Origin of the sequence: Pectinatus haikarae, from assembly GCF_015732185.1 — a bacterium.
Lineage (GTDB): Bacteria > Bacillota > Negativicutes > Selenomonadales > Selenomonadaceae > Pectinatus > Pectinatus haikarae.
In genome coordinates this window covers 66872-93261 of the sequence record NZ_WIQM01000001.1, presented here as the reverse complement: position 1 = coordinate 93261, position 26390 = coordinate 66872, and the positions used below count along the sequence as shown (strand labels likewise).

Sequence of the window (26390 nt, the reverse complement as noted above, 5' to 3'; positions counted from 1 at the left end):
AGAGCATAGCTTTCGAAATTGTAAAGGGGGATAAAGTTTATGCTGAACAGGAACATACTCATAGCTGTGTTTATTATACTGGCGGCCGCAATATGCGGATATTGGTATTTTTATAGTGCCGATTCCTACAGACACTCTGATATCACTGATTTGTCAATAGAATATAACGTTGACAATGAACTGGCACAAGCCAAGCAAAAAATCCATAATGATATCATTCCTGCCAAAATATATGTCAATTCACCCGAAACGAAAGAGATAGTTCTCACTTTCGACGGGTTACCTGACCCTACAACGACTGACCGTCTTTTAGATCTTTTAGACAAATATAATGTCAAAGCATCATTCTTTATTGATGGCAGCAGTGCTGCCATTGACAATGACTCCCTGAAAAAAATCCATGAAAGAAATTACACCATTGGCAATTACACCTATGTAGGCTTATCTGAACTGGATAAAATGCCCCAGGAAGAAATATTATTACAGCTGTTGAAAACACAAAAAGTGATTAAGGTAACTACAGGTACAGCAGCTGAAATATTCAAAGCACCTCAAACAACGTATACAACAGCACTCCTCAAAACAGCTGCCGCAGCTGACCTTAAAGCCGCGGTAAAAACCAATGTATATGTAAAAAAGGATACCATAGACACAGATGCCGCTGCCGATGCATTAATTAAAACCATTATTCCCGGCAGTATAATTTCTCTAGATGTAGCAACTCCTGTCAACAGAGTGCAATACAAACCTGAAAAAAAAGATGAACGACCAGCTTTTGACAAACAGCCTGGGCTGAAAACCGGTGTGGATAATAATATCGTCAGACAGAATATTGTCGATGTTACGGAACGCATCCTCAAATCAATGGATAAATACAATATCAAGACAACCGATATCACAAATATGCGATTGGTCAGTGAACTTAAAACTGCCAAAAATAATAATATAAATATTGCTTCAATATCTATAAAAAAACTGCAGGAAAAAATTATTTTTTTAGCTGATACATTATTCTTCAGTAAAGCTCAAGCCCAAAATATTGATTATGAATACATCAGACAAAAAAATGCCGGTACTTTAGCTGAGCCCATAAAAATGATCTTAACAACAGAGCCATCCCTGAGTTTTGCTTTTGCAGGATTAACAAAATCTGATACCGTCTATGATATACTGAACCGCCTAAAAAGAATGAATGCAACAGGAACCTTTTTTGTTATGAAAAATGATATTGATAATAATCCGTCTATGATAAAAGATATAATAGCCAGCGGCAATGAAGTCGGTATCGGTATACGCTCACTCAAGAATTCAAACTTCTATACCGTATGTGCAGAAGTAGATTATGTTCGTTCCCGGCTTGAATCGATGGGAGTCTATCCATCCATAGCAATGCAGCCCTGGGGAGCAGTTGCCGATGAAACTCGTGAAGCACTTGCTGCGATGGGCTTAACCATGGTATCCCCCTATATAAATGCTGTAAGATCTGATATGAAAGGATATACTGCGGCAGAAAATGTTGTTAACGAGCTTTTCGGCAAATATGTATACTCTTTGGGAAGAGGCTGGATAGTTTATTTCCGCCTTGACTATTATGATGATGATTCTATGGCAGGAAAAGTAATGGACCTCATAAAACGTAAAAAAATAGACAATATAGCTTATAATTCCTTTTACGATGATCCCAAGGTCAATACACGCAATAATAATTCCGCCTATACTATAAAATCGGTAGGACAGATAATGTCAAATTCAGCCTATCGTTATGCTTTTTCTTCTGAAGCGGATGTTCCCGAATACCTGCACAGCCAATATAATCAAATGGCAGGACAAGCTCTTTCCTTTAAAAGTTATATCAAAGAAAGATTCATCGGTAATCCTGCTGTCAGCATCGACAGCAATGCTTATGGATTTTCACTTGCAGAAATGAGATCATTTGACAAAACCGGACAAATACATACAAATGATCCTGTCATTTTTTTTACCTTTGACGACTGGGGCACGGATGCAGCTATAAACCCATTATTATATGTACTTCGTAAACACAATGCAAAGGCCAATTTTTTTGTTCTTACACATAACGTAATGAATAACCCTAACCTTTTGCGATCCATCGCCATGGATGGTCATGACATAGGCTCGCACAGTGATTGGCATAAGCCTATGACTACACAGGATGCCCGGACAAATATTCAAAAAAGATCCGTACAATCACGTGAAGCATATATGCAGGATTTACATGACAGCTACAAAAAACTGGAAACAGTTGTTGGTGATGTTGTTATAAACGGGCAGCCGTCTCTTACACGATACTTTAGACCGCCCCAGTTGACTGTGAGCCGAATGGGCTTGGAAAGTTTATACGCCAATGGCTATACGTACGTCATTGATGGATCTTACAGCACACATGATTACGATCAGCCCAATCTGCTGAGTATGCTTAATGATATAAAAACCGGCATATATGAAAACGGAAAAGTAAGAAAAGGTGCCATCTTAGTGATGCATATGAGCGACAACGCCGAATATACTGCACGAGCTCTCGACCTGCTGCTCACGGCAAATGAACAGCGTAAAGATGGCGATCCTGCCAAATTTATTCCAGCCCGTCTTTCGGATTATTTAGTTGATGATTATAATCAGTCCAATCCGAAGTATACTAAAATGTCTGTTTCCAAAGATTCCAGCTACAATATAGGCGGTGAAAAATATGAACAATGAAAACAAAACGCCGAAACAGACAGCGAATATCAAAAAAAATATCGCTAATATACAAAAAAATGACATGACAAACAGGGACGATATCCTTCTTCAGCAAATGTCAGACAGAAGGATCCTCCCTAATGTACCTGACAAAGATAAAAAAAGGACAAATGTAGACCGCCGCGGTATAAATAACAGTAATCAACACGAAGATTATGTCGTCAGCAAACAAAAAGAAGACACCGGTCGACGCTATTTGGTAGATTACACAGTCAAAATAGAAATATTTGATGAAAATGGACACAAAAGCACTGTCGTCGGCCGAACTGTCAATCTATCAAGTTCTGGCATATCATGCAACATTCCCGAAGAATATCAGGAACTAGCAAAAAATTCATCATATGTCAGGCTGACTTTCCGCATTGCTCCCGGAACTATGCCGGAAGGATACGAGATGAAAATAAGAAAAATACGTGCAAAATGGGTGCGTTCTTATAAAGATCATACAAATAAAATCTGCTGTGCTTTTTGCTTTGATCAGATTTTAGCTCAATATATTTATGCTAAAAGGCAGTTTTATATGTTATCAATTGCATCTTTTTTCATATTTTTTGTCTGTCTGTTCATTATATTGCTTCGTTCATCCAGCATTCTTTACTTCAGCTTCAACAAAATACTGTATCTATACAGCATTCTCACCGCGACATTTCTTCTCAGCCGATATCTATTCGGTGCATTTTACAGACCGACACCGATAAATCCGCGGTTTACACCATCTGTAACAATTATAATTCCCTGTTTTAATGAAGAAACATGGATAAAACGAACTATTCTGAGCTGCATCAATCAGGATTATCCCACTGACCGTTTAGAAGTTATAGTCGTAGACGATTGTTCCAATGATAATTCTGTAGCTATGATAAAAGAAATAATTTCCGAATTGCATAAAGAACAAGGCTATAATATAAAGGAAAGGATCCATTACTATGTTCAGCCAGTGAATGTCGGAAAAAGAGAAGCCCTGGCCATAGGTGCCAAAATGGCAAAAAATGATTTATTGGTTTTTGTCGATTCTGATAGTTTTCTTGATTCATTTGCAATAAGAAATATTGTACAGCCCTTCCAGGATAAAAAAGTAGGAGGCGTTTCCGGACGCACAGACGTGGCTAATACTTACACGAATGCTCTGACAAAAATGCAGTCCGTCAGATATTATATAGCTTTTCGTATATTGAAAGCGGCAGAAGGATTGTTCGATGCGGTTACCTGCTTGTCCGGTCCACTGTCCTGCTACAGGAAAGATCTTGTTTTGAAATACAGCAAAGCATGGCTGGACCAAAAATTTTTAGGTCAAAAAGCTACTTTTGGCGATGACCGTTCAATGACAAATTTTATTCTGCGCTCACATCGCACTGATTATCAGGACAGCGCTGTATGTTCAACAATAGTCCCTAATACCTATAAAATCTTTTTACGTCAGCAAATGCGTTGGAAACGTTCATGGCTCAGAGAATCGCTCTTAGCCGCAACCTACATGTGGAAAAAAGAACCATTTATGGCATTATCTTTCTATATGGGATTGCTTGTTCCCCTGCTTGCCCCGATAATTGTGATTTACAATCTCATATATATACCACTAGCACACCGAGTTTTTCCTCTGACTTTTCTCATAGGCATTTTAATGATGGCCTTATTGATGAGCGTTGCCCAGCTATTTTTGCGCCGCAGCACCACATGGTTATACGGGATGTGGTTTTGCTTGTACTATGAGGCTGTGCTATTATGGCAAATGCCGATTGCCTGGGTGACTTTCTGGAAATCGACATGGGGCACGCGACTGACTGCCGCTGATATAAAAGCTTATGATGAACAAAATCATAAGGGAGGTAGTGCTGATGGAAAAAAATAATGATACTGACAGTAAAAATTTCTCTCGAATACGCAATAGGAAGAAATTTATACGAACTGTATTGCAGCTGGTATTATTAAGTACAATCCTTCTATTTTCTATATACAATATTTTCTACAGAGATACCTACCAGCCATATACCGATAAAATACAGGAAGAAAAAGGATTTATAGCTCTATCCTATTTTGGTGTGCAGCGGACAGAAGGCAGTCAGCTGCTCATATCACAGGACAGATTGAGACACCAGCTTGAATCATTGAAAAAGCAAGGCTATGAAACAATAACTTCTGAAGACATATACAATTATTATAAAAATGGTGATAAACTGCCAGATAAGGCAGTTTATCTGATGTTCGAAGACGGACGCAGAGACACAGCCATTTTTGCCAAAGATATTTTAGAAAGATTAAACTATAAGGCCGCTATTTTTACTTATCCGGAAAACTTCACAAAAAAAGATAATAAATTTCTGTCACCGGAGGATTTGCAGCAGCTTCTGGACAGCACTTACTGGGAACTTGGTTCCAACGGTTACAGACTATTTTACATCAACATTTTTGACAGATACGGCAATTATCTTGGGGAAGTTAATCCTCTCATGTTTTCAATGATGCATCAGTATTTGGGCCGCAGATACAACCATTATCTCATGGATTATATCAGAGACAAATACGGTGTTCCCAAGGAAAGCTATGATAGAATGAAGGATAGAATAAGTTATGATTACGAGAAACTCGAATCTTCATATATAGACAATATCGGCTATGTACCGCCTGTCAGTATATTGATGCACGCCAATACGGGAAGCTTTGGCAATGATCCCCAGGTAAGCAATGTAAACGCCTATTGGCTGACCAAACTTTTCAAGCTGAATTTCAACAGGGAAGGTTACGCACTCAATATAAAAAACAGCAGTATATACGATTTAACACGACTGCAGCCTCAGGCATGGTGGCCGTCAAATCATCTTTTAATGCGTATAAAATATGATACCGGACAGGATCTGAATTTTGAAACCGGTGATAGTTCAAAATCTGCAGCATGGAGTGTCTTGAAAGGTGCCAGTGAATTCTTAGATGAAAAAATATATATAACTTCGTTGCCGGAAGATCAGGGCATAATAAAATTAAAAAACAGCAACAATTATAAAAACATTAGTATAGATGTAAAATTGGAAGGCAACAAACAAGGCGAACAGGAAATCCGCATGCGCAGCGATGATGCCATGAACAACTATATAAGTGTACTGGTAAGCGGCAGAGAGTTATTTGTCAGAGAAAAAAAAGACAGCAAAGAGGTTGAATTAGCAAGTGTAAACCTTGATCTTATAAATAATATTCCCATAAAATCAATTGAAGAAGACAGTCTTGCTGCACGAAAAAAAGAATTGGAAACTTTTTCCCGCTATGCTCCATCCACAGGACAGGCACAGGTGTATTTAAAAAGATTAAATTCAGAAAAGACCGCTGCCCCGTCCGTAGCCGAGGGAGGAGAAGAATACATTCCCGAGATAAACGCTAATGAGAAGGGGGATATAAAATTATCAATTACACTGAAAGATGATGATATCAGCGTTTCAGTGAATGAAAAACCGGCAGTAAATACGAAACTTTCTAAAACAGATGCCGGCGGACTGTTTTTACTTTCAGGCTGGACAACCCATGGCTTCGATCAAAGGAATCTCACTGATGATGTTTACGACGCTGTATTTGACGGATTGACTATCAAGAACCTTTCAAGAGAAAATATCTTATTCTCTTCCAAATATACCGGAATGGAGAAAATAATATACACGGGGAAAAAATACGGTGAAGCAATTATTGGTTGGTTTGTAAAATATTTATAACGGAGGAGAAGATGAAATATTACCCCAAAATAACAAAACTTGCGGTTGGCTTTGCTTTAAGTTTAATACTGCTTTTTTCCGCCTATACGGCATGGTGTTCAACACGGCCTATGCCAGAAAGTCCTGCAGAAAATAGTGCGTGGCTTGTCTATTGGGATATGCCAAAGGACCCAAATAAACTGCCGTCAAAAAAGTACGACAGTATATCATATTTTGCTGCTTATTTTTCAGATGAAGATCAGTTGACTCTGCCCGACGATTTTGACTCTGCCGGCCTGTTGAACAATGATATTCCCAGAAGGTATCTCACCATTGTCAATGATGTTGTGTCACATAATAAAAACAGTCTAAAAAGTATTACTTTAGTAAAAAGAACTCTTGACGGCAATATGAAGAAAATTATCTATGCCGACAAGATAATTGCTCTGGCGCAGAAGAATGGTTTTAACGGTATTGATCTTGACTATGAACAAATTTTTAAAGATAAATATACAGCCGAAGAATATATACACTTTATTAAAATTCTTTACGATAAAGCATACGCCCAAAACATAAAACTGCGCGTCATTTTAGAGCCTTCTGTAAAATTTGCGGCTTACAATTTTCCCCGTGGTCCTCAATATGTAGTAATGATGTACAATTTATACGGGCTGCACAGCGGGCCGGGTCCCAAAGCTGATTTTGCTTTCATAGAGCAAACAAGTAACTCAATGAAGGCATTGCCAGGTCCGGTAGGTGCCGCCTTTTCAGCTGGTGGATGCCTGTGGGGAAGCAATGGAGAAAAAAGATTTATATCATCTGACCAAGCGGAAATGCTGGCACAAAAACATCAGATAAATACAAAGCGTGATGAAAAAAGCGGTGCATTGTTTTTTTCTTATAAAGATGAAAGCATAAACTATACTGTATGGTTTGCTGATAAAAAAACTATTGCGGAATGGTCAAAAAAAGCCGGCGAAATGGGTATCAATGCCATAAGTTTATGGCGCTTGGGTGACGATGAATGACCGAATTCAAACATAAAAAATGCACTTCGAAAGTTTCTCGAAGTGCATTAATATTCTTATTGGTGCGGAAGACAGGACTTGAACCTGCACTCACGGGGAACTGGATCCTAAGTCCAGCGCGTCTGCCAATTCCGCCACTTCCGCATTGACATTAATTATACGTGTTTTTATTTATACAGTCAATAATTATTTAAATTTTTATCACAATTACTTCGACAAATCTATTTAATATAATCCTATATTCTTATGTTTTTATTTTATAGGCAATTGGTATTATATAGTCAATAATATTTTTTTATAAATTTATTGACTATATAATACACACATGCTATACTTAATGAGTATTCAACAATGTGCTAATTGAACTCACATATTTTTGTAAGTTATTGTTTGTACAATGATTTACAAAAGTGTGTGAGATTTTTTTATGCAGATAATATTATAGGAGGTACTTTATATGAATAAAGGTACAGTAAAATGGTTTAACGCAGACAAAGGTTTTGGATTTATTACAAGAGAAGATGGCGAAGGTGATGTTTTCGTTCATTTTTCAGCTATCCAATCAGAAGGTTTTAAATCTCTTGATGAAAACCAGAAAGTTTCTTTTGATATTGAAAAAGATAACAGAGACCCGAATAAGCTCAGAGCCATTAACGTTCAGGTAATGTAATTACCATTTATTTCAAGAAAAATTTACTGGCCGAAGAAATAATTGCAGTGAAAAGTCAATGCTTTTTCTTTAGCTAATAAAGTTTTTTTGAAGTATTACTACAGTCTTAACAAAAGACCTTGGCATTGGTATAAAACCGATGCTAAGGTCTTTTTTGTATATATTTTCTTGGCAATAATGGAAAATTCACATCGGAATATTCCTATAAAATACAGTTTTTTTATATCTTAAAAATTATATTATAAATGCTCAATTCTGTTGCGCCCATTACTTTTTGCCATATACATCGCCGCATCTGCGTCCTTTTTTATATCGGCTATCGTTTGATAATACGGTTTGTCATTTGATATGCCAATACTGACCGTAATATTAATAAGCGTGCCTTCCGCATCAAATTTTTCTTTTTCAATATATATCCTTATTTTTTCTGCCAGGGTTATCGCATCATGACAATCAGTCTGTGGCAGATAAACGGCGATCTCTTCGCCGCCAACCCTTCCGATAATATCGGTTTTTCTGCAATTTTCCACTATGCAGTCGGCAACTTCCCGCAGGACTGTATCTCCTGCTGCATGTCCGTAGGTATCATTAACCTTTTTAAAATGGTCTATATCTATAAACATAACAGAGAATGATGTATTTTCCCGTCTTGCCAGCCCTATCATTTTATTGCATATATCATTATAAGAATACCAATTAAGCAGCTGCGTCAAACCATCGCGGGAAGCCAGCTGCTTTAATTGTTCATTCAGCTTGGCCAACCGATGCTCGGTATTCTTATTCTCTGTTATGTCGGTCAGTACCGCTAATTCCGCAAATGCATAACCGGAATCATTACGCAGAGGTGCAACAACTACTTTGTATGTTTTATTATTGATCGCCAAATCATGTGCCGGTACAGTCTTATTTTGATCGAAAAGTCCGAAATCTCGTTCAATAATATTAGCATCTTCTTTACTTAATTCCGCAACTTTATGCCTCACCAAAGCATGAGGCTCAGAATTATTAATATCCAATAAAACTTTGCTGTCTAATATATGCTCTCCCTTCCTGTTAATCAACACAACCGATACCGGGATAACCTCAAATAACTTTTTAAGTGTAATAATTTCGTTTCCTACTTTGATCAAATTCTTCTTATCCATTTCATAGCTTGCCATATGATCACCAACTTTCATATTTCTTAAAAATATTATAAAACGATTATAATACTTTTGAACAGCTCTGAGCAATCATTTGAAAATAAAAACCTGTTTTTCTTGACCGTATCAGATCGTACATTGACTGATATGAATGCATACGTATATAATTTATAATATATTAATTTAAAGTTAAACAGATGTTCACCTACTTTTAATAAATTCATCTAAGTAAGAAACATCAAATTTTATGAGGCGGAATTATGAAATCCAAAGAACGTGAAGAATTTATCATATACTACCTTCTGCAACAGTCATCATTCGTGACAGTGGCGAATTTAGCCAAAGAAATATTTTTGTCATCGAAAACTGTTTATCGGCTAATTAAGCAAATCAATCAGCAATCGAACACCAATCTCATTGATGCCGAAAAAGGAAAGGGTATTCGTTTAAATTATGAAGCTTATCTCGAGAGTCACTATAATCATAATCTAAATACAGATAAGAAAAAAAGCATACATTACAATTTTTCACCGGTCGAACGGCGGCTGCATATTATGAAAGAATTGCTTTTTCATGCACCGCTGTCACTGAAGGAATCAGAACTTTTCAGCCGTTATTATCTTAGTCCGTCAGCCATTTATACTGACGAGGACACTATCAATCAGGGGCTGATAAAGTATGGTCTGACTCTGCAAAAGAACAATAATCGGCTCTCCATTGCAGGTCCTGAGCATCATATACGCAAAGCATTGATTCAATTGCTGACAAAATTGAATTTGATTAATTTTAATGACTTAAAAAATGTTTCCGTTGAGTTTGATAAAAGCGATCTGCGGTTTATAATTCGCCAAATAGAGCTTATTGAAAAAGAAATTGACAGCATCATACCTGCCCCGTACAATGTAAACTTATTATCCCATCTCTATATACTGATTTGCCGGGCAAGAAAAGGCGACTTTGATCAATCAAAATCTGACGCAGGAATTGATCTGAGTCAGGATATTTATTATACACTTGCCCAAAAGGTAAAAGAAAACATTGAAGGTTATATTTGCAAAAAGCTGCCCCGATCAGAAACGACCAACATTTGTAATTATCTTGCGGGGTCCCGAATGGAATCAGAAATAAGCGGTAATCTAAATACCCCTGTTCAGACTGAAGTACAGCAGATTACTAATTTTTATGTCCAGGAATTCTCCCGAAGATCAGGTATCCCCGTTCATCATGAATTTATCACAGCAGAATTGGCCAGCCATATCAGTCCTATGCTCAATCGCATGCGTTCAGGACTGACAGTCAAAAATCCGTTATTTGACGATATTCGCCAAGAATATGGATCTGTTTATCAGACCATCCGTCAAATATCAGATTATCTGCCGAATAAATTTCGTCTGCCAGCTGTAGATAATGATGAAGCATCTTTCATTACACTTTATTTTGCCCGTTACATTGAACAGCATCCACATCAGGTCAGAGCTTTATTAATCTGCACTACCGGAATGGGAACATCAGAACTATTACGAATAAAAGTAAAACGTTTTTTCCCGGAAATTTATGTGGTAGGAACAGCACCGACGCGTTCTATCACACCGGAATATTTGACCGAACAGGATGTCGATCTCATACTCACCACTGTAAAATTATCAACAGAATGGCCCGTTCCTGCTATTCTGGTCAATACATTATTTATTGAGCGCGACAAACAAAATGTTCGGCAGGCCTTGGATATCCTGCGCCAAAAGCCTAAAACAGGCAATAGCGCTATTGAAAAAATCCCAATCATCGAATTTACATCCGTTGCTGCAGACAAATCCGGCTTGTTCCGTCAGCTTTTGAAATATGCTCCGTCCAAAATCACCGAATATGAAACTGACATTCTTGCCGGATTGAAAGAACGAGAACAGCTTGGTGATACCTGCATCGCACCCGGCATTGCCTTAGCACATGCTCAATTGCCTCATCTTCCCAAAGCCTTTTTCGCGATAAGTCTCCTTCCTGAACCGTTTCGCTGGGATGCCGACGGCAATAATATCCGCATTTTGTTTATGATCATTCTTCCCGATCTTCCCACAGCGGAAAATATCACTTTCCTGCATCAACTAATGAAAAAGTTAGCAAATGATGATATTGTGGAGCGTATGCAAAATATCTCTTCCAAAAAACAATTACGTCAGCTACTTTTCGCAGATCAATGACAAACCCCCTGACTGCCGTACGGCAGTCAGGGGGTTAAGTAAAATGGGGACCTCAAAATTCAGGCAAATTTTCTGCCTGTGGCCTCTTCAAACTCAGCAATCATAAGATTCCAGGAATCCTCAATATTATCCGCCAAATTGAAAAGCCCGCTTCTCCCAATGATATAAATATCCGGCTTCGCATCATGGATCATTTTCCAATGTGCCTTATTTGTTGACCCATCCATTTCAATGCAGTAATGATATCCATGTTCTTCTCTAAGCTTACGCAATTCGGTTATTTTATCCAACATACTTCCAAGAAATCTCTGGCCGGCAAATCCCGGATCTACTGTCATAATCGTTATCTTATCAAGAATATCAATATATGACATTATATCGCAGACTGATGTTTCCGGATTCAATACCACACCGGCTTTCAAACCAGCCGCATGTATCTGATCAATCAGCCGAAAGGCTATTCCAGTCAGGTTTTCTGCTGGCATACAGATAACTTCGCACTTAATATTTATAAGTTGTTGTACCCAGAATGTAGGATCTGTTACCATTAAATGTGCTGACATTTCTTTATAGCTCAGCTTGCGTGTCTGCTCAATGAACCACGGTGACAGACTTAGGTTTGGTACAAAATGTCCGTCCATTATATCTATATGAAATGAATCCACACGATCATTCAAGAAAGTGATCTGCTCTTTGAACTGATCGAGATCCATTGTCATCAACGATGGTGAAATATTAATATGCTCGCTCATATTTATAAATTCCTTTCTTTAAAAACATATATCTTCCAAGATAATTTAATTTATTGCACAGCATCTTGATGCTGAATTGTCTTTTTTATGCATTCTCAGCCATCAAAGTCGGCTGATGTAAACTTGTGCATATGATTTTTTCAGTTATTACTGAATACTATGATGATTATTAATAATTATATCCAACTATTTTAAAAATTAAAGAAAAGAATATGATCAAGGTATCAGTTAATCTTAATATCATCCAAATTTATATCTTCTTCCTCTTCATCATCTTCAATAACTTCACACGACACATTTTTCTTTATGACCGCATATACAACTCCGGTTACAAAAATATTGACCAGTAATGCCATAATGCCTGCCATTGGGTGTGACATTGTAGGAAGCATCAATACTCCGCCAAAAGGGACCGTAGCATCTGCACCGTAAACCATTGTTACCGCACCACCGGCTGCTCCGCCGATTGCTGCTGCTGCAATGCCACGGATAATATCATTCATGACAATAGGAATAGACCCCTCAACAATATTGACTATTCCCATTGGAACAGCAGATTTCAGCGTTTCAACCTCTTTATCATTGTAGATATTTTTCCGCAGAAGTTTACCGACAAAGTAGGCAAAACCAAAACCTATAGGTGTTGCTGTATTGACCAGCTGAAGTGCAGTGATCGGTTCATTTACACCCTGTGCCTGAAGAGTCAAAACAAATGCGAAACAAGTTTTATTGATCGGTCCGCCAAAATCAACTATGCACAATGCCCCGATAATTGCACCAACGATCAGATTGGAGGATGTACTCATACTTCTCAAAAATGATGTCAAGCCATCAGTAAATATTCCAATTGGTGTTCCGATAATATAGATCATAATCAATCCGCTGCTGATAGATGCGAAAAAAGGAACAATTAATGTGGGCATTAATCCCCTTGCCCAACTGGGAACTTTTACATTTTTTATGATAGCAAGAGCAATATATCCTGAAAGATAACCACCGATCATGCCGCCTATAAAGCCGGCGCTGATAGAATTAGCTGCCAAACCCACGACAAACCCCGGTGCAATACCGGGCTTACCGGCAATTGATCCGGAAATCCCGCATGCAATGACAACAGGTAAAAGCCCCAGTGCCTTTCCGCCCATAGTGGCCAAAGCCTGCCAAAGATCAAAATTTCCCGGGACCAAAGCATTTTGAGCTGTACCACCAAGCGCCATTCCGATAGCAATAATAAAACCCGCCCCGCAGACAATCGGAATCAGAAATGAGATAGCGGTCAGCAGATGACCTTTTGGATTTGCCGCTTTCCAAATCTCTTTTATATTCATAAACAGTACCCCCTATTCGTTTTTATCACATAAAATATTTTGATGAAGAAACTATTGCCTGCCCAGTTCATGTAATTTTTCAATAAGTTTATTTGGTGATTTGATAGCTGTCTGTGTGCTTACCTTAATAACTTTTTTTCCTGCAAATCTTTCTTCGCCTGAAATCTTGACATCAACTGCCAAAATAACGATATCCGCCTGAGCAATATCCTCATCAGTCAGTGCATTCTCGATACCAATAGTTCCTTGTGTTTCTATTTTGACATTGTCTCCGGCCTTTTTTGCTGCCGCTTCAATTTTTTCCTGTGCAATATATGTGTGTGCAATCCCTACAGTGCACGCTGAAATCCCGACTATATTCATAATAACTCCTCCCAATCAATCTAATTATCCGAAAATGCAGCTTGTACATCTTGCGCAGTATCTGCATTCAGTAACGCTGTTACTACAGATTCTCTCCCCAGTTTACGGGCAAATAAGGCAAGCAGCTTCAGATGATCCTGTGCGGCTTCATCATCATCTCCTACAGCAAACAGGACAATGCCACGCACACCATGTTCATCCAGCGTTTCCCATTCAATTTCTTCATCGAGTGTTGCAACGGCTACTCCGATTTTTTGTACAGCTGAGCTTTTGCCGTGAGGAATTGCAATATATCCACCGATTCCTGTCGCTCCTTTTGATTCTCTCAAATAAACATCCTTTAGATATTTTTCCGTATCTTTAAGATATCCCGTTTTCCTTAGTGCTTCTGCCATTTTCTGCAAAGCTTCTTTTTTATTGTGCGCTTCTAAATGAACAAGAACTGTTTTAGGATCTATAATGTCCTGAGCCTGAAAAAATTCTTCCATATTACACCGTCCCTTCTCTGGTAATTCAATATAAAAATCTTAAATTTGCAAATTTAATTTCTATATTGGTATTATAGCATCCGTATTTTATCGTGCTCTCTATGATATGTCCGTTGCAATGGTTATTTTATTCTGTCCACTGAAACAGACATATTTTATGAACCTTATTTCAAAGATAATATAAGTGACCGGAGAAAATTTATATATCCTGCATATTGCACAGTCCTGTTATGATGCTGTGCATATGCGGCAGTTATTGAATGAATTCAATCTGTCGAAAGCTGTATTGTGTACTGATTCGTCTATAAAAAATACTTACATTTTTAGAAAAAAAGAACCACCAACCGCAATAGTTGGTGGAGTGTAGTGGATAATACAATACATATATTATTGGAGAGTTAGAAAGGAATGATATTCATTATCAAATAAATAATAACATATCATAGTGATTTAGTCAAATATATAAATCATAAAAATTTAAATTTAATCACATGATTTTATTTGCCAATGCGTTTATAATCACCATTAAAATATTTTCCAGCTCTGATATCATCGGTCATTCCTTTATATGGCGCTTCAGAAATAACTTCCTCATTATCCAATCCTGCTTTTCCAATATATGTTATCTTTGCAAATTCAGGTACGAGATATTTGGGATAATTATCATATTTTGCACGCGCTTCCTCCATTAAATTTATATGCTCATTTTGATAGCATACGGTAATTTCCGGATGCTCCTCAACCCATTTAGGGAAGAAAATAACTCCGTGCATTTTATTTTCATTCGGCATGAAATCAAGTGCAACATCTGTTCCCGTAGGTTCTGTCCATGTCACTTTAAAAACTCCGTCGGTTAATTTTACGATATGTGCTTCCTGATCAGTCACCCAGCGCCCCGCGACCATACCACCATGAATGCGATAATCTACAGTGTGAGAATTTTTGGCATACCATTCATATTCCCATCCATTATCATAGGTATAAATAAAATGTGTACCCAAAAAATCACTTAAATCCTTAAAAATCATTTTCCTCATCCTTTTTAATTAAATCATGTAAATATTTACATGTTATCAAATATGAATATTATGATATACTTAAAGAAAATAAATGTCAAGGACGGCTCTATATGGCAAAAAAAAATACTTTGAAATATGTAATCCTGGGGTTACTGCGTCAACACGATCTAACTGGCTATGATATCAAAAAATTATTCAGCTGTGAAATAGGCGATTTCTGGAATTCTAAGCACAGTCAGATATATCCAGAATTAAAGAAACTGGAAGAAGAACATCTTATCACCTCCAGAATGGAAATTTCCGGTAAAAAACTTGAAAAAACTTACTATATGATTAAATCAGCCGGTATAGATGCTTTGGATAAATGGCTTTCAGATCCACTGGATGAAATACAGCCGACACGTGACGATTTTACTCTAAAATTATATTTTATAGACCATAGACATGATCAGCGTATAAAAAATCTTTTCTCTGAAGAAATATTGCGTCATCAAAAAAAATTTGATTATCTGTCTGCAAGGATGGGAGAACTTTTCTCTTCAAGAGAAAATCAAGAACAAAATTTTGGACATTACCTTATTTTAAAAAAAGCGATTTTGCGGGAAAACACCCAATTAAAATGGCTCAAAGATGAATACAGATCTCTGAAAAATAATTGATCCTTCTGCCCCAGAGCATAAACAACTATTTATATATATTTTTTATTTTTGGAAATTTTACTTTTAATTTATAAAGGCGGTTATCATGACTATTCCTGAAACAACTGATGCTTTGCTTAAATTTATCGCTGAATCTGCCTCTCCCTTTCATGCAGTTGCAGCAGCTGCTGCTCGCCTTGATAATATGGGCTTTACAGAGCTATCACCTACAAATACCTGGCATTTGAAAAAAGGCGGCAAATATTATCTGCGTATATACAGCTCTGCACTGGTCGCTTTTTGTATCAATGAACATCCGCTGCACAGTATCAGAGCAGCCGTAGCGCATACCGATTTTCCGTGTCTGCGCATCAAGCCACAAGCATCAATATCAAAAAATGGTTATAATAAGCTCAATATTGAAATTTATGGCGGCATGATCCTGAATACATGGCTGGACAGACCATTATCCATTGCCGGTAAGATCGTACGCAAAGGTGAAACACCTTTCAAGCCTCATATAGATCTGCTGGATTTTAAAAGACCTATGCTGACCATCCCTAATCTTGCCATTCATATGAACAGAAAAATAAATGAAGGAAATAGTTTAAATCCGCAGAAAGACATGCTGCCTTTGGCAGGAATGACTTCTTGCGACAAATTATCCGATGATTTTTTTCTGGAAATGCTTGCTAAAAAGATGGACTGTCCAAAAAAGGAAATCCTCTCCTATGAATTAACGGTATATCCCGCCGAATCCGGCTGTGTATGCGGATTTGACAATGAATTCATTTCTTCACCGCGCCTTGATAACCTCACTTCAGTGAGAGCGTGCATAAAAGCTCTTACTGAAAGCAATAGACCAGATGGCATAAATATAGCAGCTCTCTTTGATAATGAAGAAGTAGGCAGCCGTACAAAGCAGGGAGCCGGTTCTTTGCTTATGCCGCAGGTTATTGAACGTATTTATAAAAATCTTGGTTTTTCAACTGAAAATTATTTTGCCGATATTGCCGGCGGTTTCCTTCTTTCTGCCGATGTTGCTCATGCACTGCATCCAAATAATCCCGAAAAAAACGATCCTACAAATCTTCCGCTTTTAAATAAAGGCCCTGTTATAAAAATTGCGGCCAATCAATCTTATGCGGGTGATGCTGAGGCAGTTGGGATCATTAAAGAGTTATGCTGCCAGCATGACATTCCCTATCAAATGTTTGTCAACCGGTCTGATATGAGGGGTGGCTCTACACTTGGTTCTATATTGTCAGCGAATATGCCGATGCGCACCCTTGACATCGGCATCCCCATACTCGCTATGCACTCTGCACGTGAGATTATGGGCATAAACGATCAGCCTGCTATCGAAAAATTAATTCAGACGTTTTTTTCAGCATAAAATATACCTGCCGCAGTATAAAATCAATTATTGCAGCAGGTATATTTTTATATATTCAATACTTTTCTTATTGCATCAGACACTCCATCGCTGTCACAATCGGCTGTCACAAATGTTGCTCTTTTTTTGACTTGTTCCTTCGCATTTGCCATAGCAACAGACGTGCCTGCATAAGCAAACATCGGCAGATCATTATCACCGTCCCCCAGTACCATTATCTCTTCCCGTCTGAGGTGCAGATATTCTGCCAGCAGCTTCAATCCTGTCGCTTTATTAGTATTTTGAGGCGTAATATCAATGGTATATCCTGTATTTTGCTGAAATGACACATATCTGCCGAATTTAGCATCCATTCTCTTCAATATATCAGCTTGCAGTTTTTTATTGTCCCGCAGTATAAATTGTGTTACTTTATGGGCATATTTTTTATAATTCTTACCTGTTTCTATAAAATCGAGTGTTTTGACCGTAGTATAGTCAGGAAACATTTTCCACGAAAAATACGGTACAAAATTTTCCACACCTATATACCAGCTGCAATATACTCCATTTTCAAAAAGGAAAGCCAAAATCTCTTCAGCTACAGCATCATCTATATATTTCTCATAAACCAGCTCATTTGTATCAGCAGTGCGTATCATGCCGCCGTTGCATGATATAACCGGTACTCTGCTGTTAATTATCCTGCCGAAAAATGCTGCACAGGTATGCATCCGTCCCGTAGCTATTGATACATCTACATCTTTCTCTGCGGCTTCTTCCATAATTTCTATACTTGTTCCGCTGACTAATTTTTTGCTGTTCAAAAGAGTCCCGTCCAAATCGCTGACGATCAATTTTATGTCCATATATTACTCCTGTTTGCTTCTATTCGAAAATCTTGTTATTCATAGGCGCTCCTGATTATTTCAACGAACTCCGTCTGTTGTTGTGCGGATATCAGTTTTTCAACTTTTTCTTTCTGTTTAAGAATCTTGAAAAGATTATTTATTGCAGCCACATCTTCACTCTTTACCGCAGGCATACATATCAGCTGTGCCTCATTGCCATTTTTGTCCCAAGGTATTGCTTTTTTCAGTCTGGCAAAAATTATAACTGATTTATTCACAAATGACGGCAGTCCATGCGGCAGCGCTACGCAGTTTCTGAAATAAGTACTGTTCATATCCTCGCGCCCAAGCACTGAATTTATATATTCAAATTTCACAAATCCCCCATTGCACAAAAGTTTTCCCATTGTTTCGATTACTTCTTTCTTGTCTGCACATTCCAAGCCAACAAGAACAAGCTCTTCTCTGATCATCGTATGTGCTATACCTCCGCCATTTTCCTTCAGCAGATAATCGAGAAACATTCGTTTATCTTTGGTGAAATTGTTGTCATAAGGTATAAAATTCAATCCTTCGATTTTGGGATTGATGGTCCCGACAATGGCCAGAAGGTTATACTGCTGGCGCAAATTATCTATTTTTGCCTTTACATTATCATCCATTATACTCAGAGGAATTATTTTTACGCCCACATAATATTTGATCAGTATATCCTTTATTTTCAAGGCTACTCCATGCCCTGTCAGGCACATGCATATAAGAGCCGGCGGTTTATCAGAGTTTTCCACTGTCACTAAAGAATAATTATGTTTCGAGTTTATGATATCATAATATATATTATCCAATGATTCATCGGAAGCATCCGCTTTGCGTACCGCTTCCAGAACAGAAACAAGATCTACTCTATCAATAGTTCGTGTCTGCATACCGGTCCTGCTGTGTACAATTTCACCTATACTGACCAGCGATCCCATGTCGACAAAAAATAGTATTCCCTCCTCTGCACTGAGAGATTTTGCCAATTCGACGACCTGCTCAAAGATTTTTACAGGATTTATATCAAGGGGCATATCTATTGCTATCGGGAAGTCCACACTGAGCATTTTCTTCACTACACTGACCATCTCGGTAGCCACTTTTCCGTGTGAAATGGTGATAATAGCAATGCGGTTTTTTTTGGCAGGAGGCTTCATCAATTCATGTATATAAATGGCAATAAATCCTATCTCGCCTTCCGGTATCTCTATCTTTTTCTTTTCTGACAGTTTTTGTGCCAGCTGTCCGGCCAATTTAAATTCGTCAGCAAAATTTGCTTTAATATAAAGGAGATTAGGATTCATTATTTCTTGCTTGAATTTTATTCGCTTTACAGCTTCCTCCAAATGTATTGCCAAATATATCAATACCTTTTCGTTTATCTGCCTTTCAGGCCGGTCAGCTCTCATTAAAGTCACAAACTCTTTTAACAGCTGAATTATTGAACCGTCTAAAAGGTATTTGAGTTCGTCAAGCGAAGATATATTCCTATTCTGGGCATCAAGCCGTATTTTATCAAAATAACTCAACAAGAAATTCCATATTATTTCTTCTGTTTTATCCGCAGAAATACTGGCATTTTTAAGTTCATAATACTTATTTTCTATAGTTTCATATATATCTTCCGGCAGAGAATATTGATTTTTTACCATCAGCAGCGAATCCTCGGCTTCATCACTGTTCGGTATAAACAAAGCATCGTTGAATCTCATATTATTTTTCTGAGTATCTATGTCATAAAAAAATTTTTGATATAAAATTTCATTGAAACCTATATATATTTCTTCTCTTTTATTATTTATTTTATCTACATATGCATTCGCACATGTCACCTGTATTTCACTTTTCAGCTGTCCAATATTTCCCGAATATTTTTTAAAAGCAAATGCTTCCATAATTTTTGCATTGACCAGAATTTTATAATTTGTTCTGTTAGCTTCCTGCTGAAAAAAACCGTGTATCAATTTCACTTTTTCATTCAGAGATCGATCCTCCAAGCGGGGCAGTTCGATAAGCATCGGTATTCTTCTCCTGAATGTCAGTAAAAGCGATGACTCTATATTTTCTGTGGTCGCCCCTATAAAATATATATGCACTGTCCTTTCAGTATTTATGTCTCCCAAACGCCTGAACTTTCCTCTGTCCAAAATGGAAAACAGCATTTCCTGCCCTTTCGGTGGAAGACGATGTATTTCATCCAGAAAAAGCATACCATTATCAGCTTTTTCCACAAGTCCCTCTGTATCCTTATCAGCCCCTGTAAATGCGCCTTTTTGATAACCATACAATATAGATACCAACAGCTGCGGATTGTCACTATAATCTGCACAATTGAGCAGTATGAATGGCGCGTCATTCTTTAAAACCCTTTGTTTAACAGCATATTTATACATATATTCGGCAAATAATGTTTTTCCTGTGCCGCTTTCACCGATAATGAGCGTGGGCAGTCCAAAAGGCGGATATAAAATAGCCGCCTGTCCCTGTTTAATATTTTTTAGCAGACTCCCATTATAGCCTATCAATTTTGAAAAAATATCATTTTCTTTTTTCTTTTCACTATTATCTTGTTCCTCAACACTGCCATTTTTTTCTTCATTCATAAGATCATTTATATATGTCCTTGATATGCAGATTCCTTCTTTTTCCAGTCCGCTGACAAGATTTCCTATACTTATATCAGGGTCTTTTTCTTTTATTTTACTTACAGCCGCTTTGACAATTTCTTTTTTTCTTGTACGTGAATTTGGTATATCAAGCTCTTTTCTTATTCCTGTGACTGTTTCTCGCAGAACATCCAGCTGTTCTGCCAGCTGTTCATCCGTAAGCGGATTTTTTTTATTTTCGGTATTGATCATAGCTGCCAGTTTATCTCTCAAATTATCAGTCACAATATACCTCCTTTTTATTAATTTATTATTCCTATTTTTCTGTTATATGCCTTTTAAATAATTTTATTGTTATTTTTCAGTGCCCATAAAAATAGAACTAAGCTATATAATATTACAGCAGCCGGTAAAAAAAGTACACAATATACAAATTTATTTAGCAGAAAAGACAAGGCAGTATATTATTGACTGATACGCCTTGTCTTTTCACTCAGTTACTCAATTAAAAATGGGGGTTATGTTGCGGGCGGCAACTCTTGCAGTTTTCACTGCCGGGCAGCTGACGTCACAGTCAATCTGCCCGCGGTGCAATGTCAATCAATTACGTACATTGAGCATTTTCTTTCCAGTCAGGTATAACTTGAGATCCTCTACGCCAATTTCAACGGAATTCCGCATAGTGTCACACGATGTACCTGCCAGATGAGAGGTAAGCGTGATATTATCCAGCTGCAGATAAGGATGATCCTTGGGCAGCGGTTCTTCATCATAAACATCTATTGCTGCTCCGCCTATAGTCTTGTTTTTTAGTGCGTTTACTAATGCATCAGTATCTACAAGTCCTGATCTGGCTGTATTAATGAGATACGCTGTCTCTTTCATTTTTGCCAGTTCGTCAGTCCCTATGAAATGCTGTGTTTTTTCTGAAAGACGTAAGTGTACACTTACGAAATCTGCCGATGCCAGTAATTCATCAAGTTCCACAAACTTTACATCAGTGCCGGCAAACTTACTCTTATCAATATAAGGATCGTACACAATGACTTTTGTACCAAATCCCTGCAGCCTTTCTGCTACTCTCTGACCTATATAACCAAAACCGACAATACCTGCCGTCATCGTACGCATATCATGTATATATTCTTGATTTGCATATTTTTTACACCACTTGCCTTCGAATATAAGTTTATGGCTGCGGGCGATATTTTTATTTTCCGCTATCATCATACCTACTGTAAAATCGGCGACTGCATTTGCACTGCGCCAGGGAGCATTTATGAGTTTTATATTTTTTTCTGTCAAAGCCGCAATATCCGCATTTTCGTAACCACCGCGCAATACGGCTGCAACCTTCAAATTTTTACAGGCATTTATTATTTCTTTATTTATAGAAGCCACATGTACTACGAGAATATCCTTATCTGCGCAATTTTCAAGCAGTTCCTGACAAATTGGCGCCGCATCAACACCACCGTGTTCTATTAAAAGCATACGATCGGTTATCGGTCCCATCGCATACATGTCCTTGTCCTCTATTATTGTTACTTCTGCATCATATTTTTCCAATTCATGCATTTGTTCCATAAGATTTTTTGTGATACCGCCGTCTGCCACACAGAGAATTTTTGTTTTTGCCATTTTTATCTCTCCCAGATTATTTTATTGCTTATACATTCATGCTCTATTTTCAGAACCAACCAGATCAATCTTCGCAGCGACCACTTCTTTCAAAGCCGCCAAAGGTTTTTCATTGGCATTATGAGGCCAGATAGCCAGATGTTTTGCACTGTTGAGCTCATCCTTCATTGTACCGTAAAAGGCTGTTAGCATTTCTGAAAATATATTCAGCTTGCATATCCCATTCTGCACCGATTTTTTTATCAAATCAGCCGGTGTGCCTGAACCACCGTGCATCACCATAGGTACCGCGGATATTTCATTTAACGTCTTCAATCTGTCAAAATGAATTTTAGGTTCATATACATATATACCATGTGCTGTTCCGACAGCGACTGCTATACAATCGACTCCGGTAGAATCAATAAAATGCTTAAGTTCATCCGGCCGAGTCAGTGAATCTTCTGGTTTATCAAATGTATCCTTTTTGGGTGCGCCGATTTCGCTGTTTCCCACTATCCCGTCGCCCACATGTCCCAATTCAGCTTCAACGCTGACATTAAATTTATGAGCATAATCAACAACATATTTGGTTTTCTCAATATTTTCCTGCAGCGGAAGCATCGAACCATCAATCATTACTGATGAAAATCCTGCATTTACACATTTTTTGATGAATTCTACATCAGTAGCATGATCTAAATGTATGCACACCGGAACAGCTGCTTTCTGCGCTATTTTTCGCAGGCTGTAAATCCAATAATCCAATCTGTCACCCTGCAGGTCCAGGCATAATCCCATCAAAATAACAGGGGATTTTTTTTCTTCGGCCACTTCCACCACCGCAATTGCCATCTCAAGGTTGCTTACATCAAATGCTCCCACAGCATATTTATTCTTGCGGGCATCATTGAGAATTTCCTTTAAACTTACCAGTGACATAAATATTCCTCCATTATTTGTTTATAATATATTTAGATGTGGCATCTCCTGAGAGAAAAGGTGCCATTTCTTGAGCCAGTAGATATGGTGAATGCAAAAACGCATCTGTCGTACTTCCCGCCAAATGAGGTGTTATTGTGACATTAGGCAGAGCCGCCAGTGCGTAACCGCAGGGCAGAGGCTCTTCATCAAAAACATCCAGAGCAGCTCCCGCTATCTTCCGTTTGTCCAAAACCTCATACAGGGCTTTTTCGTCTACCAAACCGGATCGGGCTGTATTTATGAGATATGCCGCAGGTTTCATTAACTTCAATATTTCTGCATTTATCATATGCTTCGTATCTGCCGTCATACGACTGTGCAGCAAAAGGAAATCCGCATTTCTTACTGTATTCTCCAAGCTGTCAGTTTTTATATATTCAGGAAGCTCCGTTGAAAAAGGGTCATATCCCAATATCTTCATACCAAAAGCCTGCAAACGCTTTGCAACTTTCCTTCCTATTGTCCCGAGACCTATGATACCTGCTGTCCTGCCTTCCAGATCCGGTATATATTCCTTATTGGTATACTCACGCACCCATTTGTCTTCTTTCAAATTGGCATGGCTTCTGGCAATATTGCGGCATTCAGCAATGAGCATCCCTACAGTGAAGTCTGCCACTGCCGAAGAATTTCGGCCCGGCGTATTATATACAAGTATATTTTTTTCGTATGCCGCTTCCAGATTGACATTTTCGCAGCCGCCGCGCAGAATGCCTATTGCCTTGAGATTTGCACAGGCATCCATTACTTTTTTATTAATAGGACAAAACTGCGTAATGAGAATATCCGCATATTTTATCTGTTCCAAGAGCTCATCCTGCACTGAATAAGCTTCGCTGCCGTACTGCTCTATCTGCAGATTTATATTTTGCAATTCTTCCTGATTCTTAAGCTGCCAATCGACGACGGAAAGCTCAGCACCACTGTCCCTGAAAATGGAAAAGCCTTTTTCTATATACTGTGAAGGTATCAGTAAATCTCCTATGCCGATAACTTTCATTTTAAGCAAATTCCTTTCCGCTAATAAGCTGCTGATGCAGGCGGACAGATTTTCCTCCCGCAAATGCATTATGCCTTATTGCTGTACTTTCAGTATATCCTGCAGCAATATAGACTTCATTTGTGTTTTCGATCTCAGTGCATGAAAGCTGAGAACATTTTCCTGCTGTTTAAAGTAATTAACAATGTTTTTTAAATAATTCAGATGATTGTTTTCTCCCTTCAGCGCTAGCATGAATACTATACCAACGTCTATCAGGGAAGCATTGTTGCCCATTTCCGCAAACTTTACCGCTTTGGGGATAATGGCTACAACGATCGCTTCTTTCAGAACATTTTCCGGATTGGAATGCGGGACTGCGATACCTATCGGTTTAGTAGCAAGACCAGTAGGATAATTGTCTTCTCGTTCCAGTGTGGCCTTGCAATAGTCTTCGTTTACATATCCCTTTTCAAACAGATCCTTAGCCAGAAAAGATATAACATCCCTCTTTGTTTTCGCCTCACTTAATATTGCTGCATCATAAAATGTATGTTCTGTTTCGTTTGCACTACCCATATTCCCCATCCCCTTAAATGTTTAAAAACCAAATATCCATGAGAATAATTTATAAACTATAACTAAAGCCGGTGTGCCTGTGGCATCCCATGCAGACAACGCTCCTTTTGATACATCATAGCCAAGGCTGCCTGCCAGCTGTGTCATCGGTCCCGCCATCAATGTGGCACCCCAGCAAAATAAAGCGACGATAATTGACAGGATTATAATATTATGCAGAATATTGCCTTCGGTGATCGCATTAACAGCCGCACTTTCCCAGAGGACAATGATCAAGCTTACAGATGCGATCATCTGATTGCCCGGCAAAAGTACTGAAATTATCAAGGCCAGCGGATACATGATCAGTGTTGTCGGCACCACTGCCGAATGTCCTATAACTGTAGAACAGTCAAGGGCTATTCTGACATCATCTCTATGCATTTTGCTTACTAATATTTTTCTTGAAGCCTTGATGATAGGAAACCAGCCTTCAACAAGAATGGCTGCCATTCTCGGCAGAAGCAGAAATGCAGCTGCCATTTTTACCCCTAAAAGCAAAGAAGCCATGATGCCGATCTGGCTGAAAAGACCGATCAATATGCCAAGTACAGCTCCCATAACGGTCGTTTCACCCAAAACACCAAATTTTTCCTGTATTGTTTCAGCATTAAATGTTGCATCTTTTATTACAGGTATTCTTCTCAATATCCATTCAAGAGGAATAGCTATACATGCCTGAAAGGAAAAATGCGTTCCGTGCGGCCATGATCCCCCCGGAGGAAAATTATTGATTTTTTCAATATAAGGCGCTGCAATATCAGCCGCCTTGACATCTATTATCAAAAAAACAACAACAGCCAGTGTTGCTATCCAGAAACTGCCGCTGACCACACCGACCAGTCCGCCCAGCAGCATAGCACGCCATGTATTGAATACATCCACATATAATGTCTGTGTAAACCGTATAGATACAAGAAAAATATTCAAAACAAGGAATACAAGAACACCAAAATATCCGTAGGTATTGCCGAAAGCATATCCCAGACAGCCCCAGCCTATATCCACTACACTCTTGTTGATTCCATAAAGTGAAATGATATTTTGAATAGGCTGAACCATAGCTGTTTGAATGAGATTAACGACCAAAAATAATCCCGTAAGTCCTATTGACACCTTTAAAGCTCCCAAAATGGCTTTTTTGAAGTCTACTTGCACCAGTATTGAAACTATAAGAATTATTCCGACTATTGTGACTGATGAATCAAAACCAAAGAATAAAGATAATCCTTTTGTTATGCTGTCCACAAAATCCATATTAATC

General features: G+C 38.2%; 21 protein-coding genes and 1 tRNA gene. 8 read left to right on the top strand and 14 right to left on the bottom strand.

What is annotated here, in order from left to right; translation table 11 throughout:
- Window positions 1-39: 39 nt before the first annotated feature.
- The 4 genes from I6758_RS00445 to I6758_RS00430 all read left to right on the top strand — a co-directional run bounded on the left by I6758_RS00445 (window position 40) and on the right by I6758_RS00430 (window position 7462).
- Complete coding sequence (locus tag I6758_RS00445; RefSeq protein WP_196603242.1) at window positions 40-2718, top strand: polysaccharide deacetylase family protein; 2679 nt, start codon at window positions 40-42, stop codon at window positions 2716-2718.
- A 64-nt stretch (window positions 2719-2782) separates the two neighbouring features.
- Window positions 2783-4609 (top strand): glycosyltransferase family 2 protein, encoded by a 1827-nt coding sequence (locus I6758_RS00440; protein WP_196603319.1) that lies wholly within the window; start codon window positions 2783-2785, stop codon window positions 4607-4609.
- Window positions 4596-6455 carry a polysaccharide deacetylase family protein gene (locus I6758_RS00435; RefSeq protein WP_196603241.1) on the top strand — a complete coding sequence of 620 codons (1860 nt, stop codon included), beginning with the start codon at window positions 4596-4598 and terminating at the stop codon, window positions 6453-6455. The genes I6758_RS00440 and I6758_RS00435 overlap by 14 nt, the downstream gene beginning before the upstream one ends.
- Window positions 6456-6466: 11 nt before the next feature.
- Complete coding sequence (locus I6758_RS00430) at window positions 6467-7462, top strand: glycosyl hydrolase family 18 protein (RefSeq protein ID WP_196603240.1); 996 nt, start codon at window positions 6467-6469, stop codon at window positions 7460-7462.
- A 60-nt stretch (window positions 7463-7522) separates the two neighbouring features.
- Here I6758_RS00430 and I6758_RS00425 read toward each other — a convergent pair.
- Window positions 7523-7606 (bottom strand) — tRNA-Leu (locus I6758_RS00425).
- 313 nt (window positions 7607-7919) lie between these two features.
- On the opposite strand from I6758_RS00425, the gene I6758_RS00420 reads away from it, so the two are divergent.
- On the top strand, window positions 7920-8132 hold the full coding sequence (locus I6758_RS00420) for a cold-shock protein (protein ID WP_196603239.1): 213 nt from the start codon (window positions 7920-7922) through the stop codon (window positions 8130-8132).
- A 239-nt stretch (window positions 8133-8371) separates the two neighbouring features.
- On the opposite strand, the gene I6758_RS00415 is transcribed toward I6758_RS00420, so the two are convergent.
- Complete coding sequence (locus tag I6758_RS00415; protein ID WP_196603238.1) at window positions 8372-9292, bottom strand: sensor domain-containing diguanylate cyclase; 921 nt, start codon at window positions 9290-9292, stop codon at window positions 8372-8374.
- A gap of 242 nt (window positions 9293-9534) precedes the next feature.
- Between I6758_RS00415 and I6758_RS00410 the strand changes: the two genes are divergently transcribed.
- Entirely contained in the window at window positions 9535-11469 is a 1935-nt protein-coding gene (locus I6758_RS00410) for a BglG family transcription antiterminator (RefSeq protein ID WP_196603237.1), read from the top strand.
- Between the two features lie 59 nt (window positions 11470-11528).
- Here the strand turns inward: I6758_RS00410 and alsE are convergent, their stop codons facing one another.
- From alsE to I6758_RS00385, 5 genes are all read right to left on the bottom strand, one after another.
- Window positions 11529-12221 carry a D-allulose 6-phosphate 3-epimerase gene (gene alsE, locus I6758_RS00405; protein WP_231038434.1) on the bottom strand — a complete coding sequence of 231 codons (693 nt, stop codon included), beginning with the start codon at window positions 12219-12221 and terminating at the stop codon, window positions 11529-11531.
- Window positions 12222-12445: 224 nt separating this feature from the next.
- On the bottom strand, window positions 12446-13549 hold the full coding sequence (locus I6758_RS00400) for a PTS fructose transporter subunit IIC (protein WP_196603236.1): 1104 nt from the start codon (window positions 13547-13549) through the stop codon (window positions 12446-12448).
- 51 nt (window positions 13550-13600) lie between these two features.
- Window positions 13601-13912, bottom strand: a complete 312-nt coding sequence (locus I6758_RS00395; protein WP_196603235.1) for a PTS fructose transporter subunit IIB — start codon at window positions 13910-13912, stop codon at window positions 13601-13603.
- Window positions 13913-13932: 20 nt separating this feature from the next.
- Window positions 13933-14400 (bottom strand): PTS sugar transporter subunit IIA, encoded by a 468-nt coding sequence (locus I6758_RS00390; protein ID WP_196603234.1) that lies wholly within the window; start codon window positions 14398-14400, stop codon window positions 13933-13935.
- Between the two features lie 497 nt (window positions 14401-14897).
- Complete coding sequence (locus I6758_RS00385) at window positions 14898-15428, bottom strand: phenolic acid decarboxylase (RefSeq protein ID WP_231038433.1); 531 nt, start codon at window positions 15426-15428, stop codon at window positions 14898-14900.
- A gap of 101 nt (window positions 15429-15529) precedes the next feature.
- On the opposite strand from I6758_RS00385, the gene I6758_RS00380 reads away from it, so the two are divergent.
- Both I6758_RS00380 and I6758_RS00375 read left to right on the top strand, forming a co-directional pair.
- Window positions 15530-16078 (top strand): PadR family transcriptional regulator, encoded by a 549-nt coding sequence (locus I6758_RS00380; RefSeq protein ID WP_196603232.1) that lies wholly within the window; start codon window positions 15530-15532, stop codon window positions 16076-16078.
- An 85-nt stretch (window positions 16079-16163) separates the two neighbouring features.
- Window positions 16164-17453 carry a M18 family aminopeptidase gene (locus I6758_RS00375; RefSeq protein WP_196603231.1) on the top strand — a complete coding sequence of 430 codons (1290 nt, stop codon included), beginning with the start codon at window positions 16164-16166 and terminating at the stop codon, window positions 17451-17453.
- A gap of 47 nt (window positions 17454-17500) precedes the next feature.
- Here the strand turns inward: I6758_RS00375 and I6758_RS00370 are convergent, their stop codons facing one another.
- From I6758_RS00370 to I6758_RS00340, 7 genes are all read right to left on the bottom strand, one after another.
- The gene (locus I6758_RS00370) at window positions 17501-18301 is read right to left on the bottom strand and encodes a Cof-type HAD-IIB family hydrolase (RefSeq protein WP_196603230.1); all 801 of its coding nucleotides are present in this window, start codon (window positions 18299-18301) and stop codon (window positions 17501-17503) included.
- A gap of 35 nt (window positions 18302-18336) precedes the next feature.
- Complete coding sequence (locus I6758_RS00365) at window positions 18337-21210, bottom strand: sigma 54-interacting transcriptional regulator (RefSeq protein WP_330998001.1); 2874 nt, start codon at window positions 21208-21210, stop codon at window positions 18337-18339.
- Between the two features lie 315 nt (window positions 21211-21525).
- The gene (locus I6758_RS00360; protein WP_196603229.1) at window positions 21526-22566 is read right to left on the bottom strand and encodes a 2-hydroxyacid dehydrogenase; all 1041 of its coding nucleotides are present in this window, start codon (window positions 22564-22566) and stop codon (window positions 21526-21528) included.
- 36 nt (window positions 22567-22602) lie between these two features.
- Window positions 22603-23487, bottom strand: coding sequence for a class II fructose-bisphosphate aldolase (locus tag I6758_RS00355; protein WP_196603228.1), 885 nt, complete (start codon window positions 23485-23487; stop codon window positions 22603-22605).
- Between the two features lie 13 nt (window positions 23488-23500).
- Window positions 23501-24529 carry a 2-hydroxyacid dehydrogenase gene (locus tag I6758_RS00350; RefSeq protein WP_196603316.1) on the bottom strand — a complete coding sequence of 343 codons (1029 nt, stop codon included), beginning with the start codon at window positions 24527-24529 and terminating at the stop codon, window positions 23501-23503.
- Window positions 24530-24604: 75 nt separating this feature from the next.
- Window positions 24605-25087, bottom strand: coding sequence for a PTS sugar transporter subunit IIA (locus I6758_RS00345; RefSeq protein ID WP_196603227.1), 483 nt, complete (start codon window positions 25085-25087; stop codon window positions 24605-24607).
- A 21-nt stretch (window positions 25088-25108) separates the two neighbouring features.
- Window positions 25109-26383 carry a PTS transporter subunit IIC gene (locus I6758_RS00340; protein WP_196603226.1) on the bottom strand — a complete coding sequence of 425 codons (1275 nt, stop codon included), beginning with the start codon at window positions 26381-26383 and terminating at the stop codon, window positions 25109-25111.
- Window positions 26384-26390 lie beyond the last annotated feature (7 nt).

Coding starts and splice junctions, on each gene's coding strand:
- I6758_RS00355 (WP_196603228.1), bottom strand. CDS start 23,487: ATGTCACTGGTAAGTTTAAAGGAAATTCTCAATGATGCCCGCAAGAAT.
- I6758_RS00380 (WP_196603232.1), top strand. CDS start 15,530: ATGGCAAAAAAAAATACTTTGAAATATGTAATCCTGGGGTTACTGCGT.
- I6758_RS00390 (WP_196603234.1), bottom strand. CDS start 14,400: ATGGAAGAATTTTTTCAGGCTCAGGACATTATAGATCCTAAAACAGTT.
- I6758_RS00385 (WP_231038433.1), bottom strand. CDS start 15,428: ATGATTTTTAAGGATTTAAGTGATTTTTTGGGTACACATTTTATTTAT.
- I6758_RS00400 (WP_196603236.1), bottom strand. CDS start 13,549: ATGAATATAAAAGAGATTTGGAAAGCGGCAAATCCAAAAGGTCATCTG.
- I6758_RS00395 (WP_196603235.1), bottom strand. CDS start 13,912: ATGAATATAGTCGGGATTTCAGCGTGCACTGTAGGGATTGCACACACA.
- I6758_RS00440 (WP_196603319.1), top strand. CDS start 2,783: ATGACAAACAGGGACGATATCCTTCTTCAGCAAATGTCAGACAGAAGG.
- I6758_RS00375 (WP_196603231.1), top strand. CDS start 16,164: ATGACTATTCCTGAAACAACTGATGCTTTGCTTAAATTTATCGCTGAA.
- I6758_RS00370 (WP_196603230.1), bottom strand. CDS start 18,301: ATGGACATAAAATTGATCGTCAGCGATTTGGACGGGACTCTTTTGAAC.
- I6758_RS00430 (WP_196603240.1), top strand. CDS start 6,467: ATGAAATATTACCCCAAAATAACAAAACTTGCGGTTGGCTTTGCTTTA.
- I6758_RS00435 (WP_196603241.1), top strand. CDS start 4,596: ATGGAAAAAAATAATGATACTGACAGTAAAAATTTCTCTCGAATACGC.
- I6758_RS00410 (WP_196603237.1), top strand. CDS start 9,535: ATGAAATCCAAAGAACGTGAAGAATTTATCATATACTACCTTCTGCAA.
- I6758_RS00350 (WP_196603316.1), bottom strand. CDS start 24,529: ATGAAAGTTATCGGCATAGGAGATTTACTGATACCTTCACAGTATATA.
- I6758_RS00360 (WP_196603229.1), bottom strand. CDS start 22,566: ATGGCAAAAACAAAAATTCTCTGTGTGGCAGACGGCGGTATCACAAAA.
- I6758_RS00445 (WP_196603242.1), top strand. CDS start 40: ATGCTGAACAGGAACATACTCATAGCTGTGTTTATTATACTGGCGGCC.
- I6758_RS00415 (WP_196603238.1), bottom strand. CDS start 9,292: ATGGCAAGCTATGAAATGGATAAGAAGAATTTGATCAAAGTAGGAAAC.
- I6758_RS00340 (WP_196603226.1), bottom strand. CDS start 26,383: ATGGATTTTGTGGACAGCATAACAAAAGGATTATCTTTATTCTTTGGT.
- I6758_RS00345 (WP_196603227.1), bottom strand. CDS start 25,087: ATGGGTAGTGCAAACGAAACAGAACATACATTTTATGATGCAGCAATA.
- I6758_RS00420 (WP_196603239.1), top strand. CDS start 7,920: ATGAATAAAGGTACAGTAAAATGGTTTAACGCAGACAAAGGTTTTGGA.
- alsE (WP_231038434.1), bottom strand. CDS start 12,221: ATGAGCGAGCATATTAATATTTCACCATCGTTGATGACAATGGATCTC.